Below are 15,709 nucleotides of genomic sequence, written 5' to 3'. Positions count from 1 at the left end.
ACAGCAGGCGTTCGGCACGCGTTGCGAAAAATTGTGAATTAGGCCTGGCGGTGACGCAGGGCGCGCTCCATGCGCTGCAAGCCTTCCTCCAGCATCGCCCGTGGGCAGCCGAAGTTAAGGCGCACGAATTGCTGGCTGTCGTCACCGAATTCGATCCCTGCGCTCAAGCCAACCTTGGCCTGTTCCAGGAAGAACTGCTGCGGGTCATCCAGGCCCAACGCGCTGCAATCCAGCCAGGCCAGGAAGGTGCCTTGCGGCGCATGCATGACCACGCCGGGCAGGCGGGTCTGCACGGCGTCGAGCAGGTAGTCGCGGTTGGCTTGCAGGTACTGCACCAAGGCATCGAGCCAGTCGGCGCATTCGCTGTAGGCGGCGCGGGTGGCTTCCAGGCCCAGGGGGCTGACGCTGTCGACCATGCCGCACCGGGCCTGGTTGAAATGCTCGCGGATCTCGGCGTTCTGCACCACGGCAAAGCAGGTCTTCAGGCCGGCGACGTTATAGGCCTTGCTCGCCGACATCAGCGTGATGGTGCGCTGGGCGATCTCGGGGCTGAGGCTGGCGGTGGGGATATGGCGGCGACCGTCGAAGCACAACTCGGCGTGGATTTCGTCGGAGATGATCAGCGCACCCTGTTCCAGGCAGGCATTGGCCACGGCCAGCAGTTCATCGCGAGGGAAGACTTTGCCCATGGGGTTGTGCGGGTTGCTCAACAACAGCGCGCCGGCGCCGGTCAGTGCCTGGCGCATTGCTGGCAGTGGCGTGAGGTATTCGCCGTTGACCAACTCGAACGGCACTTCGATGCGCGGCAGGTTCCAGTGCCCCGGCGCCAGGCGGATCGGCCGGTAGTTGGGGGTTTGCAGCACCACCGGCTGGCCGGGCTCTACAAATGCATGCAGCGCCATATTGAAACCCGGCTCCACACCCGGCAAAAACAGCAGCTCATCCGGCTGCACGCGCCAGGCGTACTTGTTCCACAGGTCGGCAATGATCGCCTCGCGCACTTCCGGCCCCGCGACGCTGTAGCCCAGCACCTGTTGGTCGAGGCGTGCGTGCAGGGCCTTCAGCACGGCGGGTGGGGCGGCGATGTCCATGTCGGCGATCCACATCGGCAAAACGTCTTGCGGGTAGCGGTTCCACTTGGTGCTGCCGGTACCGAGGCGGGGGTGGATCGTGTCGAAATCAAAGCTCATGGGGGGCTCGTATCAGGGCGTCAGGCGCAGGAATGGCGCTGATTCTAGCGCCATTATTTTTATAGGCCAGAGCTGATTGCGAGCGACAGTTGCCGGTGCGCTTGTTCCAGCGCGCGATTGACCGCTTCTTCACCGCGCACCATGGCCGGCAGGTACACAAAATCTACCGACTCAATACCCACCGTCGCCAGGATCGCGGTCATGTACGGGGTAAGGAAGTCCGGTTCATGGCCTTTGCGGGCGTTACCCGAGCTGACCAGCACAAAGGTGCGCCGGTCCTCCAGCAAGCCGACCTTGGCCAATTGCGCATTCACCGTAAAGCTGCGCTGGATGCGCACCACGTGGTCGATCCAGGCCTTGAGCGCCGCCGGCACGGTGAAATTGTGCACCGGGGTGCACAGGATCAGCAGGTCGCAGGCTTCCAGTTCCACGATCAACTGTTCCGAGAGTGCCGTCGCCTTGCCGCTCAAGCCCCCCGCTGTGGTGAGTGCGTTGGCATATTCACGGGTCAGCGGCGGCAGCGTCTGGCCGCCATAGTCACGCTCGGTCACCTCGGCGTCCGGCACCAGGTCGCGCAGCAGGGCACGGGCCAGTTTGAAGGTCTGCGCGGCTTTACCGTGGGGGCTGAAACCGAGGAGCAGGGCGCGAGTCATTGGCTGAGGTCCTGGGAAAAGTGCATGCCCAGGGGCAACAGACCCTGGCGGAAATAGAAACGTTGGGCCAGGGCCATGTGCATGCCGGTGTCCAGCACCAGCCAGCGATAGCCGTGGGCGCGGGTTGCGTCACGCACGTGGTCAAGCAGTCGTTCACCGAGGCGGCGCCGCTGCAACGTGGCGTCTACCACCAGGTCATCGATGTAGATAAAGCGGCCATACAGGGTGTTTTCGGTCAACCGGTAGCCGGCCAGGCCGATCACCTGGCCGTGTTCCCGCGCGGCGAGCAGGCGATAGCCGTTTTGCCGTTGGCGCTGGACTTGCTCGGCGAACGCCTTGGCGTCGGTGAGGTGCGGGCGCAGCTGCTGCATCACTGCAAAGCTGGCGACGCAATCGGCCTCGGTTTCCATCTGGACGAACTCGACGTGTTCATTCATGGCCGTGGTTCTCCAGGTGAGCCTTGATTGCCGCCGGCACTTTGCGAAAGCTGATGGCGACACGATTGAGGGCGTTCATCAAGCCGATGGCCAGGGTCAGGTCGGCGAGTTCCTTGTCGCTGAACACCGCCGCGACCTGTGCGTAATCCGCATCCGGCACCTGGGTTTGCGCGACCGGCGTCACCACTTCGGCCCAGGCCAGGGCGGCCTGCTCACGCGGGGTGTACAGCGGCAGACCCTCGCGCCAGGCGGCCAGCAGCATGATTTTTTCCAGGCTTACGCCCAGCTTGAGCAGGTCGCGGGAATGGCTGTCCAGGCAATAGGCGCAGCCGTTGAGTTGCGAGACCCGCAGGTACACCAGGTCGATCAGTTCTTTTTCCAGGCCGCAGCCGTGGATATAGCTGTGCACCGAGCCCAGGGCTTTATAACCGGCGGGGGCGGCCAGGGCGTAGTCGAGACGGTGTTTCATGGGCGATCCTTATTGCGGTGAAGAGATGCGCCATTTTCGTGGCTGGCCAGGTGGCCTGACAGGGACATGATTGGACAAGTGGGTTGGGACATGATCAGACTTCGGCCTGTCTTCCCGCCGAGCCACTTGCGATGTCGTCACTGCCCAAATACCAGGAAATCTACCGGCGTTTTCGCCAGGCCATCGACCAGGGCCAATTGCGCGCCGGCGAGCGCGTGCCCTCGGTGCGGGCGCTGGCCCAGGAGCTCAAGGTGGCCCGGGGCACGGTGGAGGCGGCGTATCAACTGCTGGTCAGCGAAGGTTTCTTCGAGGCGCGCGGGCAAGCGGGGACCGTGATTGCCGAGGCGCTGCCGCAGGTGTCGGTGAAACCCATGCCGGTTGCGCTGCCGGTGACTTCAGGCCCTCGGCCGTTGCAAATGGGCCTGCCCGCCCTGGATGCGTTCCCCCGCAAATTGTGGGCACGCCTGGTGACCCAGCAAGTGCGCCGCACCGATGCGGACAGCCTGGCGATGGGCGACGTGCGCGGCACCCAGGCGCTGCGTGTGGCGATTGCCAGCTACCTGGCGTTGTATCGCGGCGTGGAGTGCACGCCCCAGCAGGTGTTTGTGTGTGCCGGGTATGCGGGCGGCCTCACCCTGGTCTGCGAAACGCTGGCGATGGCGGGGCAGCGCTGCTGGTTCGAAGACCCCGGGTACTTGCATGCGCGGCAGTTGTTGAGGCATCGCGGTGTGGAACTGGTGCCGGTGCCGGTGGATCGCGATGGGCTGGATGTCGCGCAGGGCATTGCACGGGGGCGTGGGGCGCGACTGGCGATAGTCACCCCGGCGCATCAGAGCCCCTTGGGTGTGGCGTTGAGCCCGCTGCGGCGGCAGGCCTTGCTGGAATGGGCGCGAGAGCAGGGCAGTTGGGTGGTAGAGGATGACTATGACAGTGAATTTCGCTATCGCGGGCAGCCGTTGGCGGCGCTCAAGAGCCAGGATACGGATGACCGAGTGATCTATGCCGGAAGTTTCAGCAAGATGCTGTTCCCGGGGTTGCGCTTGGGGTATCTGGTGGTGCCTGTGTCGTTGGTGTCGGCGTTTGAGCGTGCGGCCGAGGCGTTGCAGCAGCGTGGGGCGCAGTTGTTGCAATTGACTGCGGCGGATTTTCTCGAGCAGGGGCATTTCACCCGGCATTTGAAGAAGATGCGCCTGTTGTATGCGCAGCGCAGGGCGTATCTGGTGGAGGCGTTGCGCGTGCATTGTGCGGGGTATCTGCGGGTGGATGAGCAGGCGGGGGGGATTAATTTGCTGGCGCGGTTGGTGGTGGATGTGCCGGACCTTGTCGTGGCTGAGGCCGCTGGTAGAGCGGGGTTGGCGGTGCAGGCACTGTCTTCCTGGACGCTTGAGACTGGGCGGGGGCAGGGGGTGTTGATGGGGTTTACCAATGTGGCTTCTATGTCGGATGCGGTGGGGATTGTAGTGGTTTTGCGTGAGGTGATTGATAAGTGCATAACCGTTGACCAATAACGGATATGTACTCAACGCTGAGCAACTGAAAAAGAATGCGCTCCCACGCAAGGTGAGAGCGCCCGGCCGGTCAGTGCTTGACCGGCGTCGGCAGGGTCACGAGGTTGACGTAGCCATCCCGGAATTTCTTCTGGTCGACACCGAACACCACCTTGGCCTTCTGCGTGCCTATCAAGAAGCCTTGCATGGTGGTTCATCCGGAATAATTGGGGTTATCAGCGGTTCACCAGTTTCGCCGGCAAGGCGATGACCAGGAAGCTGCTGAGAATCAGGCAGCCGGCGAAAAACCACAAGGCACCCGCGCTGCTGCCTGTGACGTCAATCGCAACGCCCATCAACGAGTTGCTCACCAGACCGGCAATATTCGCCACCGAACAGGCCAGGGCAAAGCCGGTGGCCGCCGCGGTGCCTTTGAGGAACGTCGCCGGCAGGCTGAAAAACACCGGCACCGCGCCGATGATCGCCGCCGAGGCAATCGCGAACAGCGCCACGGTGGCCGCTACGTTATGGGTGAAGAAGGTGCTGGTGGCCATCGCCGCCGCGCCGATGAAGAACGGCACGATGATGTGCCAGCGGCGTTCGCGGTGTTTGTCGGAACTGGCGCCGATCAACAGCATGCCGAGCAGGGCGGCGACGCTCGGCAAGGCGGTGAGCACACCGATATGGAAGGTGTCGGTGACCCCGGCGTTGCGGATGAACGTCGGCATCCAGAAACCCATGGCGTAGGCGCTGAGCAGGATCGAGAAGTCGATACCGCCGAGCATCCACACCTTGAGGTTGAAGAACCCGTCGCGGAAACTGTGCTTGCTGGCGGTGCCATCGGCGTCGTCCTTGTGCAGTTCGGTTTCCAGCAGGGCCTTTTCCTCGTCCGACAGCCATTTGGCTTGCTGGTAGGTGTTGGGCAGCGCCCAGAAGGTCAGCACGCCGAGCAATACGCTGGGCACCGCCTCGATCAGGAACAGCCACTGCCAGCCGCGCAGACCGCCGATGTGGTCGAAGTGACCCATGATCCAGCCGGACAGCGGGCCGCCGATCACGCTGGACAGCGGCAGGCCAATCATGAACAGCGCGATGATGCGCCCACGTCGGTGGGTGGGGAACCAGGTGGTCAGGTAGTACAGCACGCCCGGCAGAAAGCCCGCTTCGGCCGCGCCGAGCAGAAAGCGCAGGATGTAGAACTGGGTGGTGGAGGTGACCAGCATGGTGCAGGCCGAGAGCAGGCCCCAGGTGATCATGATGCGCGCGATCCAGATCTTCGCGCCGACCCGTTCCAGCACCAGGTTGCTTGGCACTTCAAAGATGATGTAGCCGACAAAGAACAGGCCGGCACCGAGGCCGAACGCGGTTTCGCTGAACTGCAACTGGTCGAGCATCTGCAATTTGGCGAAACCGATATTGATCCGGTCCAGATAGGCGGCCAGATAACAGAAGCACAGGAACGGAATCAGTTTCCAGGTGATCTTGTGGTAAAGCGTGTTGACGGGATCGGCGACCGTGGTCGCCGGCGCTGCATTCGCAATGGGCATGGGGTGTCTCCTGGCGGTGACTTATGGTTTTTATACAGCCGCTTTTGTTCCAGCACTTCGGAGTGCTGTAGAAGCGACGTCCAAAGGCAGTGTCAGAAGACTGGGGCGTGTACCCCAGTTTTAGGCGAGACCGCACTCTATGGCGCGATTCTCGGTACCGTTTATTGCTCCCTGAATTTGCGCATTGCCTCCTGCTTGCTCACCACGTCGCCATACTTGCTGTCGATATCGAACAGATTGGCTTCATGGGGGGCTGGGTGCCGGTCGCCGACGCATTCGCGCACGACGATGGTGCGAAACCCGTGTTGCACTGCATCCACCGCCGTGGCGCGGATGCAGCCGCTGGTGGAACACCCGGCCAGTACCACGGTGTCGATGCCCTGTGCATGCAGCATCGGCGCCAGGCTGCTGCCGAAAAACGCACTGGCGTACTGTTTGGTGATCACCACTTCATCGGCCTGGGGCAGTACCTCGGCGCAGAACGCGGCCAGTGGGTTGCCTTCGACCATGTCTTTCATCACCGGGGCCTTCTTGACCCATATGCCTCCATCCAGGAAATGGCCGGGATGGTAGCGGATATTGGTGTGGACGACTGCAATCCCGTGCTGGCGCGCGCTGGCCAGCAGCTCCACGCTTTCAGCCACGGCTGTGACCACACCCGGCGCGAACAGCGGCGCGCCTTCGGTGGTATAGCCTTGCATGAAATCGATCATCAACAGCGCGGCCTTTTTGCCAAAGCCGATGCGGTTGCCCCATACGCCCTGGTAATTGGCGTCGGCGGATTGTTCGCTCATCGTTTAACCCCCTCATTCTGGACAGTGCACTTACCTTGTGGCGAGCGGGCTTGTCCCGCGTTGGAGTGCGTAGCGCTCCCGCTTTTTTTTGGGCCGCTTCGCAGCCCAACGCGGGGCAAGCCCGCTCGCCACAACTTGCCCGCTTGCCACAGAAGCCCGCTCGCCACACATTAATAGGCGCCGGAGAGCAGGGCTCCCGCGCCGGGTACGATGGGCTCCAGGTCCAGGGCCTTGAGCATGGCGTAGGTGGTGGCGATAGCGGCGGTGAGCACCGGCTTGCCGGTTTGCGCCTCGACCTTGGCCACCACCGGCAGCGACTGCATCTGCACGCAGGCGGACAGCACGATCACGTCGACACCTTCCAGGTTCATGCCGGCGACGATGGCCGGCAGGTTGGCCGGGTCGTGGCGGGCCACTTCGAGGTTGTCGGGGATCTCCAGGGCGCGCCAGTCCACCACATCAAAGCCTTCTTCGCGGATGTAGTTCACCACCAGTTCGGTCAACGGCTTCATGTACGGTGCAACAATCGCGATGCGCTTGGCGCCCATGACTTTCAGGCCTTCGATCAAGGCGCCGGCGCTGGTGATGACCGGGGCGTTGGCATCGTTGTCGGCAGTGGCCTTGCGCAGGCGTTGTTCGGAGTTGCGGTGATACCCCAGCCCCATGGCCATGATCGCCACCAGGCACGCATAACCCAGCACGTCTACCTTGGCGTCGGACAACTCGACGGCGCAACGGTCGGACTCACCGTCCATGGCCGCCAGTTCTTCCTTGCGCACCTGCTTCATGCGCATGCGGCTGGAGTGAAAGGTAAAACGCTCGGGACGGATCGCCTGGCGCGCGGTGAGCATCGCCGGGATTTCGGTTTCCATGGTGGTGTTGGAACTCGGCACGATCTGGCCGATGCGGTAAGGCTTCTGCATGGTGGTCTCCGTTTTTATTGTGTGAGGAAGTCGCCGAGGGCGTGGAAGAAACCGTCGAAGTCATCCCACGGAATCATGTGCCCGGCGTTGGGTACGCGGGCGACCTGGATGCGCGGTTGCAGGCCCTGGATTTCGGCAATGTCCTCATCGAGGATCACCCCGCCGCGACCGGCCACCATCAACAGGGCAGGGGCCTTGAGGTGGGGCAGGTCCTGGTGGAAATCCACGGTGTGGAAATCATTGAAGGCGCGCACGATGGCGGGCTCAAAACAGGTGTGCAGCCATTCGGCACGCAGTTGCAGTTGTTCGTCGGTCCAGGTGGCACAGAAGGCGCGCATCGCCTCGACATCCATGCCGACCAGGGATTGGCGGATCGAATCCACGTACCACGGCAGTTTGCTCGGGTACTCACGCCGACCCGGGCCAGACACCGGCGGGTCGATCAGCACCACGCGCTTCACGCCCTGCGGATGTTTGACCGCACTGCGCAAGGCAAAACGGGCGCCCATGGAATGGCCCATCAGGTGGTAGCTGTCCAGGTTCAGCGCATCGGCAAAGGCACCGATGTCGTCGGCGCAGGTGTCCGCGCTGTAGTCGAGTTCGGGGCCGGTGGAGGACAGCCCGCGACCGCGCACGTCCAGCACATAGGTGTCGAACTGTGCGCCCAGGCGCTCCGCGACGAACCCCCAGGTGATCGCCGGGCTGGTGATGCCCGGGATCAGGATCAACGCCGGGCCTTTGCCGCCGTAACGCAAGTAATGCTGGCGAATGCCGTTGGCCTGCACGTTGCCACCGTAGAGGAAGGTGCTCACGCGGCCACCCCCGATTTCAGTTCCTGGGCGTACAGGTCATAGCCGTAGACCCAGGCCGGGTCTTCCTGGGTGCGCAGCCAGGTGTTGGCGTTGGACACTGCCTGCACCCGGGAGGCACGTTCCTTGCGGTTGGCTTCGTACAGCTCGAAGGCGGTGCGGTAGTCGCTGATGCCGGTTTCCTGCAGGCAGCGGGTGAGCATGGCGGCGTCTTCGATGGCCATGCCGGCGCCCTGGGCCATATGCGGTTTCATCGGGTGACAGGCGTCGCCGAGCAATACCAGGCGACCACGGCTCCACAGCGGCAGTGGGTTGCGGTTGCGCAGCGGCCATTTGGTCACGCTGTCGGTGGATTCGATCAAGGCTTGCACAGTGGGGTGGTAGCCCTTGAAGGCGTCGAACATCTCTTCGCGGCTGCTGTCGACGAACGCGCCCTGGAAGTCCCATTCGGCGTGGGGTACGCCGGTCACGTAGTAGTACTCGTCGCGTTTGCCGGTGGTGTAGTAGACCATCATGTGGCGGTCCTCGGTCCACCACTTGATGCAGTCTTCGAACTTCAAGTCGTACTTGGCGAGTTGGTCGCCACGGATCAGTGCGCGGTGTGCGACCCAGCCGCTGTACAGCGGTTTTTCCACGCCCAGCAGTTCTTCGCGGATCTTGGAATTGATGCCGTCGGCGCCGATCACGATGTCGGCGTAGGTCACTTGGCCGTCGGCGAAGGTCAGGCGCACCTGGGTGTCGGTTTCCTCGAGGCTTTCCAGGCGCTTGTTGAAGTGCAGGGTGCCGGGCTTGAGGGTGGACATTTGCAGCGCATGCAGGTCGCCACGGTGCACCGTGATGTAGGACGCGCCGTAGCCGGTGAGCGGGATGCGCGAGAGGTAGTCGCCGGTTTCGCCGCAGCGGCTGAACCAGTGCTCGGGGTGCGAGCCCATCAGGTCCAACTGCTTTTCGATGCCCATGCGGCGAAAGATTTTCATGATATTGGGGCCCATGTGGATCCCCGCGCCCAATCGGGAAAACTCCGACGCCTGCTCATATACATCCACGTCGAAGCCGGCTTGCTGCAACAGGGTGGCAGCGGCGGCACCGCCCAGGCCTGCGCCGACGATGGCGATTTTTTGCGTGCTTCCCATGGGGCGTATTCCTCTGTCTTTGTGATTTTCGGCGGCGTCTGTCCGCAAGGTTTTTAAAGTGTATACGCTCATTTTTTGAAATGGGAAGCCTGTCTCTGAAAATTTATTTTCTGGCCGTACGGCTCCTGTGTAACGACATGTAGCCAATTAACATTGGAGTTGTTCCGATAGGTAACGTTGTGGCGCGCCGCTTGCAGTCTGTTCGTAATTCGGGTCTTATCGTTATTAAATGGCGTATACGCTATAAAAGTGCACTAGAGTGAAGCGCAGTGCCTGAACTTGGTGCGGGCCCACAGGAGACAGGAAAATGCCGGTAAGCGATTGCGAATTGACCCAGATGTTCGAGCACGTGTTGAAGCTGTCCAGGGTCGACCCGACCCAGAGCGTCGCCGTGCTCAAGAGCCATTATTCCGACCCGCGCACCGTGCGCGCCGCGATGGACGCCGCGCAGCGCCTGGGGGCCAAGGTGTATGCGGTGGAGTTGCCATCGTTCAACCATCCCAAGGCCATGGGCAACGACATGACCGCCTACTGCGGCGACACCGCGCTCACCGGTAATATCGCCGCCCAGCGCGCCCTGGAGGCGGCGGATCTGATCGTCGACACCATGATGCTGCTGCACTCGCCGGAGCAGGAGCAGATCCTCAAGACCGGCACGCGCATCCTGCTGGCCGTGGAACCTCCGGAAGTGCTGGCGCGCATGCTGCCCACCGAAGAGGACAAGGTGCGTGTGCTGGCGGCCGAGCAGTTGTTGAAGAAGGCGCGTTCGATCCATGTCAAATCCCGCGCCGGCAGTGACTTCCGTGCCGCCCTGGGGCAATACCCCTGCGTGACCGAATACGGCTTTGCCGATGAACCGGGGCGCTGGGACCACTGGCCCAGCGGTTTCCTGTTTTCCTGGCCCAACGAAGAAACCGCCGAGGGCGTGCTGGTGCTGGACATCGGCGACATCCTGCTGCCCTTCAAGACCTACACCCGCGAGAAGATCACCCTGGAGATCGAGAAGGGCTTCATCACGAAGATCCACGGGGGGTTCGAGGCCGAGTACCTGCGTGACTACATGAAGTACTTCAACGACCCCGAGGTGTACGGCATCTCCCATATCGGCTGGGGCCTGCAGCCACGGGCGCAGTGGACCGCCATGGGCCTGCACGACAAGAACGACGGCATGTGCATGGATGCGCGGGCGTTCTATGGCAATTTCCTGTTCTCCACCGGGCCGAACACCGAAGTCGGCGGGACACGCAAGACGCCGTGCCATATGGACATTCCGCTGCGCAATTGCGATGTGTACCTGGATGATGAGGCCGTCGTGATTGCAGGGGATGTGGTTGCGCCAGCAGGCTCCCTGGCCCGCTGATTAACCCGTGTGGGAGGGGGCTTGCCCCCGATGGCGGAGGAGCAGCTGGAAATTAGCTCGCTGATACACCGCCATCGGGGGCAAGCCCCCTCCCACATGTAGACTACATTCGAGCATGAGAAACTTGAGTGCATCCAACAACGAAGCCATCATGCTTCCCCATCGCCAGCCATCCACCGAGCCAAGCCGTGCCTGATTCCTACGTCTTTTCTGAACAAGTTGGCCACCTGCTGCGCAAGGCCTACCAGCGCCACCTGGCGATCTTTCAGCAGAATGTCGGCGACTCCCAGCTCACCGCCGTGCAGTTCGTGACCCTGTGCGCACTGCGCGATCACGGTGCAAGTTCGCTGACCGAGTTGGTCAAGGCGACTGCGGTGGACCAGGCGACCATCCGTGGGATCGTCGAGCGGCTCAAGGCCAAGGCACTGATCAGCCTGGAACCGGACCCGCAGGACAAGCGCAAGGTGGTGGTGGACCTGTCCCCGGCAGGCGCCGAACTGGTCGCCCAGACCACGCCCCGTGCCGCGCAGATCAGTGAATTGACCATGAGCAATCTCAACCCCGCCGAACGGGTGGCGGTGCTGTTCCTGCTGCGCAAGATGATTGACGATCCCCAGGACTGATTGGGGTGGGCGCGCCCCCCCCCTCACCACAACATCCTCTGGCACCGATCTTGCTCTAAGTTCGTGTAGTAATCACTTCACCAGTCAAGTGTGTCGCGAGGCCCCAGGTCCGCGACGCTTTTTTTTGACTGTTTCATGTAGTGGGTACTTCATCAACTGTTACGGGCGAAGCACATGATCAGCCAGCACATCACAGTAGCGCTTGAGGTCAACGGGCAAACACACGAAGTCAGCGCCATGGCGGACACGCCGCTGTTGCTGGTGCTGCGCAATGACCTGGAACTCAATGGTCCCAAATATGGCTGTGGCCTGGGGGAGTGCGGTGCCTGCACCGTGATCATCGATGGGGTGGCGGCGCGCGCCTGCGTGTTTCCGTTGTCGGGGACCGTGGGCCGCGAGATTGTCACCCTCGAAGGCCTGGGCACGCGCCAGGCGCCGCACCCGGTGCAACAAGCCTTTATCGACGAGCAGGCCGCGCAATGTGGCTACTGCCTCAACGGCATGATCATGACCGCCAAGGCCTTGCTCGACCGTAACCCCAACCCCAGCGAAGCCCAGGTGCGCAACGAGCTGTCGGGCAACCTCTGCCGCTGCGGCACCCATATCGAAATCCTGCGCGCCGTGCTGCGTGCGGCCCGCCTGATGACCGTGGAGTGATGACCATGCCGAACATTCCGCTTTCCCGTGACCAATGGCTGGCCAAGGCCGGTGTCCTGTTGATCGTCGATGATGTGCTGCCGCCCTCGGGGCCGGTGGCCAAGGGTGGCACGCCCACGGTCAAGCCCAAGGAGCTTGGGCTGTTTATTGCGGTCAACGATGACGGCCTGGTGTATGCGTTCAACGGCCATGTGGACCTGGGCACCGGCATCCGTACGTCGCTGGCGCAGATCGTGGCCGAGGAACTGGACCTGGCGATGGACCAGGTGCAGATGGTGCTTGGGGATACCGAGCGCGTGCCCAACCAGGGCGCGACGATTGCCAGCGCTACGTTGCAGATATCAGCAATCCCCCTGCGCAACGCGGCCGCCGAAGCCCGGCGTTTTCTGTTGGCGCGGGCAGCGGGGCGCTGGGGTGTGAGTACAGCCAGCCTGAAAGTGGATGCTGGCGTTATTCAAGCGCCGGATGGGCGCACCACCACCTATAGCGAACTGGTCAGCGGCCAGCACGACCAACTGCGCATCAGCGGCGACGCGCCGCTAAAGGCCACTGAGGACTATCGCTTGGTGGGCAAGGGCGCCGCACGGGTGGATATCCCCGGTAAGGCCACCGGTGAGCTGACTTACGTGCACGACATGCGCGTACCGGGCATGCTCCATGGCCGGGTGATCCGCCCACCGTATGCGGGGCTGGATTGCGGCGATTTTGTCGGCAACAGCCTGTTGAGCGTGGATGAGTCGTCCATCGCCCATATTCCCGGCATTGTTGCGGTGGTGGTCATCCGCGATTTTGTCGGCGTGGTCGCGTTGCGTGAGGAGCAGGCGATCAAGGCCGCCAGCGCCTTGCAGGTGCACTGGAAACCCTGGAACAACGCCTTGCCGGACATGCGTGATGTCGAGCAGGCCATCCGCGACAACCCTCGCGTGCGCCGCACCGTGCTTGACCAGGGCAATGTCGATGAAGCCCTGGCGGGTGCCAGCCAGCGCATGCCGCGCAGTTACCTGTGGCCATACCAGATGCACGGCTCGATCGGCCCCTCCTGTGGCGTGGCGGATTACTCGCCGGCCGGCAGCCGGGTGTGGTCGGGCAGCCAGAATCCGCATCTGCTGCGCGCCGACCTGGCGTGGCTGCTGGAGTGTGATGAGGCGTTGATCGATGTGATCCGCATGGAAGCCGCCGGCTGTTATGGGCGCAATTGTGCGGATGATGTGTGTGCCGATGCCTTGTTGCTGTCCCGTGCAGTCGGCAAACCGGTACGCGTGCAATTGAGCCGTGAACAGGAACACCTGTGGGAGCCCAAGGGCACTGCGCAGTTGATGGATGTGGATGGCGGCCTGAACGCCGATGGCAGCATTGCCGCCTACGACTTTGAAACCAGCTACCCCTCCAACGGCGCGCCAACCCTGGCGTTGTTGCTGACCGGCCGCGTGGAACCGGTGGCGGCGATGTTCGAGATGGGCGACCGCACCTCGATCCCGCCCTACGACATCGACAACATGCGCGTGAGCATCAACGACATGGCGCCCATTGTGCGCGCCTCGTGGATGCGCGGCGTGTCGGCGTTGCCCAACACCTTTGCCCACGAATCCTATATCGATGAACTGGCCTTCGCCGCTGGTGTCGACCCGGTGGAGTATCGCCTGCGCTACCTCAAGGACGAACGCGCCATCGACCTGGTCAAATCCACCGCCGAGCGCGCCAATTGGGCCCCGCGCACCGCGCCGATGCAGACCGCCAATGAGGACCACCTGCTGCGTGGCCGGGGCTTTGCCTACGCGCGCTACATCCACAGCAAGTTCCCCGGTTTCGGCGCGGCGTGGGCGGCGTGGGTGGCGGACGTGGCCATCGACAAGCAGACCGGCGATGTGTCGGTGACCCGCGTGGTGATCGGCCATGACTCGGGGATGATGATCAACCCGGCCGGGGTGCAGCATCAGATCCACGGCAATGTGATCCAGTCCACCAGCCGTGTGCTGAAAGAGCGCGTGACCTTTGAAGAATCGACGGTGGCGAGCAAGGAGTGGGGCGGTTACCCGATCCTGACCTTCCCTGAAGTGCCGCAGATTGACGTGATGATGATGCCGCGCCAGGACCAGCCGCCCCTGGGCGCCGGTGAGTCGGCATCGGTGCCCAGCGCGGCGGCGATTGCCAATGCGATCTACGACGCCACCGGCATTCGTTTTCGCGAGTTGCCGATCACCCCGGAGCGGGTGTTGGCGGCGCTGAATGCCGGCACCCTGGGCGAGGCGGCCAAGTCGCCGGAGAAACGGCGCAAATGGTGGTTCGGCGCGCTGTTCGCCACCCTGGGCGCGGTGCTGGCGACGGCCTGGCCGTTCCACAATGAAATCGCCCCGATTGCGCAGCCCAGCGCCGGCACCTGGTCCAAGGCCACCCTGGAGCGCGGTCGCTTGCTCGCGGCAGTCGGCGATTGCGCGGTGTGCCATACGGCGCCGGGCGGCGCGACCAATGCCGGTGGGCTGGCGATGCAAACCCCCTTCGGCACGCTGTACAGCAGCAATATCACCCCGGACGTGGAGACCGGCATCGGTGCCTGGTCGTACCCGGCGTTCGAGCGTGCGATGCGCGACGGTATCGGCCGCGACGGGCGCAACCTATACCCGGCGTTTCCCTACACGGCGTTCCGTAATATCAACGATGCGGACATGCAGGCGCTGTACGCCTACCTGATGTCCCAGGCGCCGGTGAGCCAGGCGCCGACGCCGAATGCCATGGGCTTTCCGTTCAACATCAGGCCGTTGATGGCGGGGTGGAATGCACTGAACCTGCGACGTGGCGAAATCACTCCGCAGCCGGAGCGTGGCGAGCAATGGAATCGTGGCAACTACCTGGTCAATGGCCTGGGGCATTGTGCGGCCTGTCATTCCCCTCGCAATGTGATGGGAGCGGAGAAGGGCGGCAAGGTGTTCCTGGCCGGGGGCATGGTCGATGGCTGGGAAGCACCGGCACTGACCGGCCTGTCCAAGGCGCCGACGCCATGGACCGAAGACCAGTTGTTCACCTACCTGAGTACCGGCTATTCCGACGCCCATGGCGTGGCCGCAGGTCCGATGGGACCGGTGGTGAGTGAATTGTCCAAGCTGCCCAAGGCGGATATCCGCGCCATGGCGGTGTACCTGGCGTCGCTCAATGGCGAAGCCGCAGGCGAGGCCCAGGTGGCGGCCGCCGTCAGCGTGCCGAATCCCAATGGCCGACGCGTATTTGAAGGTTCATGCAAGGCCTGCCATGCCGAGGGGCTGGGGCCGAAGCTGTTTGGGGTAAGCCCGTCGCTGGCGACCAATACCAATGTGCACAGCGACCAGCCGGATAACTTGATCAAGGTGATTCTGCAAGGCATCAGCCACCCGGCGACCAAGGACCTGGGGTATATGCCGGGATTCAAGGACAGTCTGTCGAACAGCCAGGTGGCGGATCTGGCGGCGTATCTGCGCGGGCAATTTGCGCCGAATGCGCCGCAGTGGAAGGGGTTGGAGCAGAAGGTGGCGCATCTGCGCGCCAACCCCGGCACCCATTGACGCAATGGGGTAAAAAATGTGGGAGGGGGCTTGCCCCCGATGGCGGTGCATCAGCCAGCCTATGTTTAGCTGACCCACCGCTATCGCGGGCAAG

General features: G+C 63.0%; 14 protein-coding genes and 1 pseudogene. 5 read left to right on the top strand and 10 right to left on the bottom strand.

The window, feature by feature from the left end; translation table 11 throughout:
* Positions 1 to 38: 38 nt before the first annotated feature.
* Genes AC3WP7_RS13265 through AC3WP7_RS13250 form a run of 4 tightly spaced genes read right to left on the bottom strand, consistent with a single transcriptional unit; the run spans position 39 to position 2,749 of the window.
* The gene (locus tag AC3WP7_RS13265; RefSeq protein ID WP_102592383.1) at positions 39 to 1,190 is read right to left on the bottom strand and encodes a MalY/PatB family protein; all 1,152 of its coding nucleotides are present in this window, start codon (positions 1,188 to 1,190) and stop codon (positions 39 to 41) included.
* A gap of 59 nt (positions 1,191 to 1,249) precedes the next feature.
* Positions 1,250 to 1,843 (bottom strand): FMN-dependent NADH-azoreductase, encoded by a 594-nt coding sequence (locus AC3WP7_RS13260; protein WP_102592382.1) that lies wholly within the window; start codon positions 1,841 to 1,843, stop codon positions 1,250 to 1,252.
* Positions 1,840 to 2,280 (bottom strand): GNAT family N-acetyltransferase, encoded by a 441-nt coding sequence (locus AC3WP7_RS13255; protein WP_093513185.1) that lies wholly within the window; start codon positions 2,278 to 2,280, stop codon positions 1,840 to 1,842. The genes AC3WP7_RS13260 and AC3WP7_RS13255 overlap by 4 nt, the downstream gene beginning before the upstream one ends.
* A complete protein-coding gene (locus AC3WP7_RS13250) occupies positions 2,273 to 2,749 on the bottom strand; it encodes a carboxymuconolactone decarboxylase family protein (RefSeq protein ID WP_093120927.1) in 477 nt (158 codons plus the stop codon). The genes AC3WP7_RS13255 and AC3WP7_RS13250 overlap by 8 nt, the downstream gene beginning before the upstream one ends.
* 131 nt (positions 2,750 to 2,880) lie before the next feature.
* Between AC3WP7_RS13250 and pdxR the strand changes: the two genes are divergently transcribed.
* Positions 2,881 to 4,257: a MocR-like pyridoxine biosynthesis transcription factor PdxR gene (gene pdxR, locus AC3WP7_RS13245; RefSeq protein WP_102592381.1), complete on the top strand. Its 1,377-nt coding sequence runs from the start codon at positions 2,881 to 2,883 to the stop codon at positions 4,255 to 4,257.
* Between the two features lie 70 nt (positions 4,258 to 4,327).
* Here pdxR and AC3WP7_RS13240 read toward each other — a convergent pair.
* From AC3WP7_RS13240 to AC3WP7_RS13215, 6 genes and pseudogenes are all read right to left on the bottom strand, one after another.
* Positions 4,328 to 4,441: pseudogene (locus AC3WP7_RS13240) on the bottom strand (nucleoside hydrolase); the annotation flags it as partial.
* Positions 4,442 to 4,472: 31 nt separating this feature from the next.
* Positions 4,473 to 5,783 (bottom strand): MFS transporter, encoded by a 1,311-nt coding sequence (locus tag AC3WP7_RS13235; RefSeq protein ID WP_071489532.1) that lies wholly within the window; start codon positions 5,781 to 5,783, stop codon positions 4,473 to 4,475.
* A gap of 161 nt (positions 5,784 to 5,944) precedes the next feature.
* Complete coding sequence (locus AC3WP7_RS13230) at positions 5,945 to 6,577, bottom strand: N-carbamoylsarcosine amidohydrolase (protein ID WP_058426134.1); 633 nt, start codon at positions 6,575 to 6,577, stop codon at positions 5,945 to 5,947.
* Between the two features lie 170 nt (positions 6,578 to 6,747).
* Positions 6,748 to 7,500, bottom strand: a complete 753-nt coding sequence (locus tag AC3WP7_RS13225; protein ID WP_016977977.1) for a maleate cis-trans isomerase family protein — start codon at positions 7,498 to 7,500, stop codon at positions 6,748 to 6,750.
* A 14-nt stretch (positions 7,501 to 7,514) separates the two neighbouring features.
* Positions 7,515 to 8,312: an alpha/beta fold hydrolase gene (locus tag AC3WP7_RS13220; protein WP_102592380.1), complete on the bottom strand. Its 798-nt coding sequence runs from the start codon at positions 8,310 to 8,312 to the stop codon at positions 7,515 to 7,517.
* Positions 8,309 to 9,442: an FAD-dependent monooxygenase gene (locus tag AC3WP7_RS13215; RefSeq protein ID WP_092250233.1), complete on the bottom strand. Its 1,134-nt coding sequence runs from the start codon at positions 9,440 to 9,442 to the stop codon at positions 8,309 to 8,311. Before AC3WP7_RS13215 ends, AC3WP7_RS13220 begins: the two co-directional genes overlap by 4 nt.
* A gap of 307 nt (positions 9,443 to 9,749) precedes the next feature.
* Between AC3WP7_RS13215 and AC3WP7_RS13210 the strand changes: the two genes are divergently transcribed.
* The 4 genes from AC3WP7_RS13210 (at position 9,750) to AC3WP7_RS13195 (ending at position 15,615) form a co-directional block, all read left to right on the top strand.
* Positions 9,750 to 10,802, top strand: a complete 1,053-nt coding sequence (locus AC3WP7_RS13210) for a 2,5-dihydroxypyridine 5,6-dioxygenase (protein ID WP_093120930.1) — start codon at positions 9,750 to 9,752, stop codon at positions 10,800 to 10,802.
* Positions 10,803 to 10,990: 188 nt separating this feature from the next.
* Positions 10,991 to 11,425, top strand: coding sequence for a MarR family winged helix-turn-helix transcriptional regulator (locus AC3WP7_RS13205; RefSeq protein WP_092250227.1), 435 nt, complete (start codon positions 10,991 to 10,993; stop codon positions 11,423 to 11,425).
* Between the two features lie 174 nt (positions 11,426 to 11,599).
* A complete protein-coding gene (locus tag AC3WP7_RS13200; RefSeq protein ID WP_071488450.1) occupies positions 11,600 to 12,082 on the top strand; it encodes a (2Fe-2S)-binding protein in 483 nt (160 codons plus the stop codon).
* The gene (locus tag AC3WP7_RS13195) at positions 12,082 to 15,615 is read left to right on the top strand and encodes a molybdopterin cofactor-binding domain-containing protein (protein ID WP_102592379.1); all 3,534 of its coding nucleotides are present in this window, start codon (positions 12,082 to 12,084) and stop codon (positions 15,613 to 15,615) included. Before AC3WP7_RS13200 ends, AC3WP7_RS13195 begins: the two co-directional genes overlap by 1 nt.
* Positions 15,616 to 15,709: the final 94 nt, after the last annotated feature.

This window comes from Pseudomonas sp. FW305-3-2-15-C-LB1, from assembly GCF_058787615.1.
Note: the sequence above shows the minus strand (reverse complement) of the source record. Positions and strands in the feature narration are given on the sequence as shown.

What these genes read in the sequence shown, in the direction of transcription:
- AC3WP7_RS13195 (WP_102592379.1), top strand. Translation starts at nt 12,082, where the DNA reads ATGACCATGCCGAACATTCCGCTTTCCCGTGACCAATGGCTGGCCAAG.
- AC3WP7_RS13200 (WP_071488450.1), top strand. Translation starts at nt 11,600, where the DNA reads ATGATCAGCCAGCACATCACAGTAGCGCTTGAGGTCAACGGGCAAACA.
- AC3WP7_RS13255 (WP_093513185.1), bottom strand. Translation starts at nt 2,280, where the DNA reads ATGAATGAACACGTCGAGTTCGTCCAGATGGAAACCGAGGCCGATTGC.
- AC3WP7_RS13260 (WP_102592382.1), bottom strand. Translation starts at nt 1,843, where the DNA reads ATGACTCGCGCCCTGCTCCTCGGTTTCAGCCCCCACGGTAAAGCCGCG.
- AC3WP7_RS13225 (WP_016977977.1), bottom strand. Translation starts at nt 7,500, where the DNA reads ATGCAGAAGCCTTACCGCATCGGCCAGATCGTGCCGAGTTCCAACACC.
- AC3WP7_RS13230 (WP_058426134.1), bottom strand. Translation starts at nt 6,577, where the DNA reads ATGAGCGAACAATCCGCCGACGCCAATTACCAGGGCGTATGGGGCAAC.
- AC3WP7_RS13265 (WP_102592383.1), bottom strand. Translation starts at nt 1,190, where the DNA reads ATGAGCTTTGATTTCGACACGATCCACCCCCGCCTCGGTACCGGCAGC.
- AC3WP7_RS13235 (WP_071489532.1), bottom strand. Translation starts at nt 5,783, where the DNA reads ATGCCCATTGCGAATGCAGCGCCGGCGACCACGGTCGCCGATCCCGTC.
- AC3WP7_RS13250 (WP_093120927.1), bottom strand. Translation starts at nt 2,749, where the DNA reads ATGAAACACCGTCTCGACTACGCCCTGGCCGCCCCCGCCGGTTATAAA.
- AC3WP7_RS13215 (WP_092250233.1), bottom strand. Translation starts at nt 9,442, where the DNA reads ATGGGAAGCACGCAAAAAATCGCCATCGTCGGCGCAGGCCTGGGCGGT.
- AC3WP7_RS13210 (WP_093120930.1), top strand. Translation starts at nt 9,750, where the DNA reads ATGCCGGTAAGCGATTGCGAATTGACCCAGATGTTCGAGCACGTGTTG.
- pdxR (WP_102592381.1), top strand. Translation starts at nt 2,881, where the DNA reads ATGTCGTCACTGCCCAAATACCAGGAAATCTACCGGCGTTTTCGCCAG.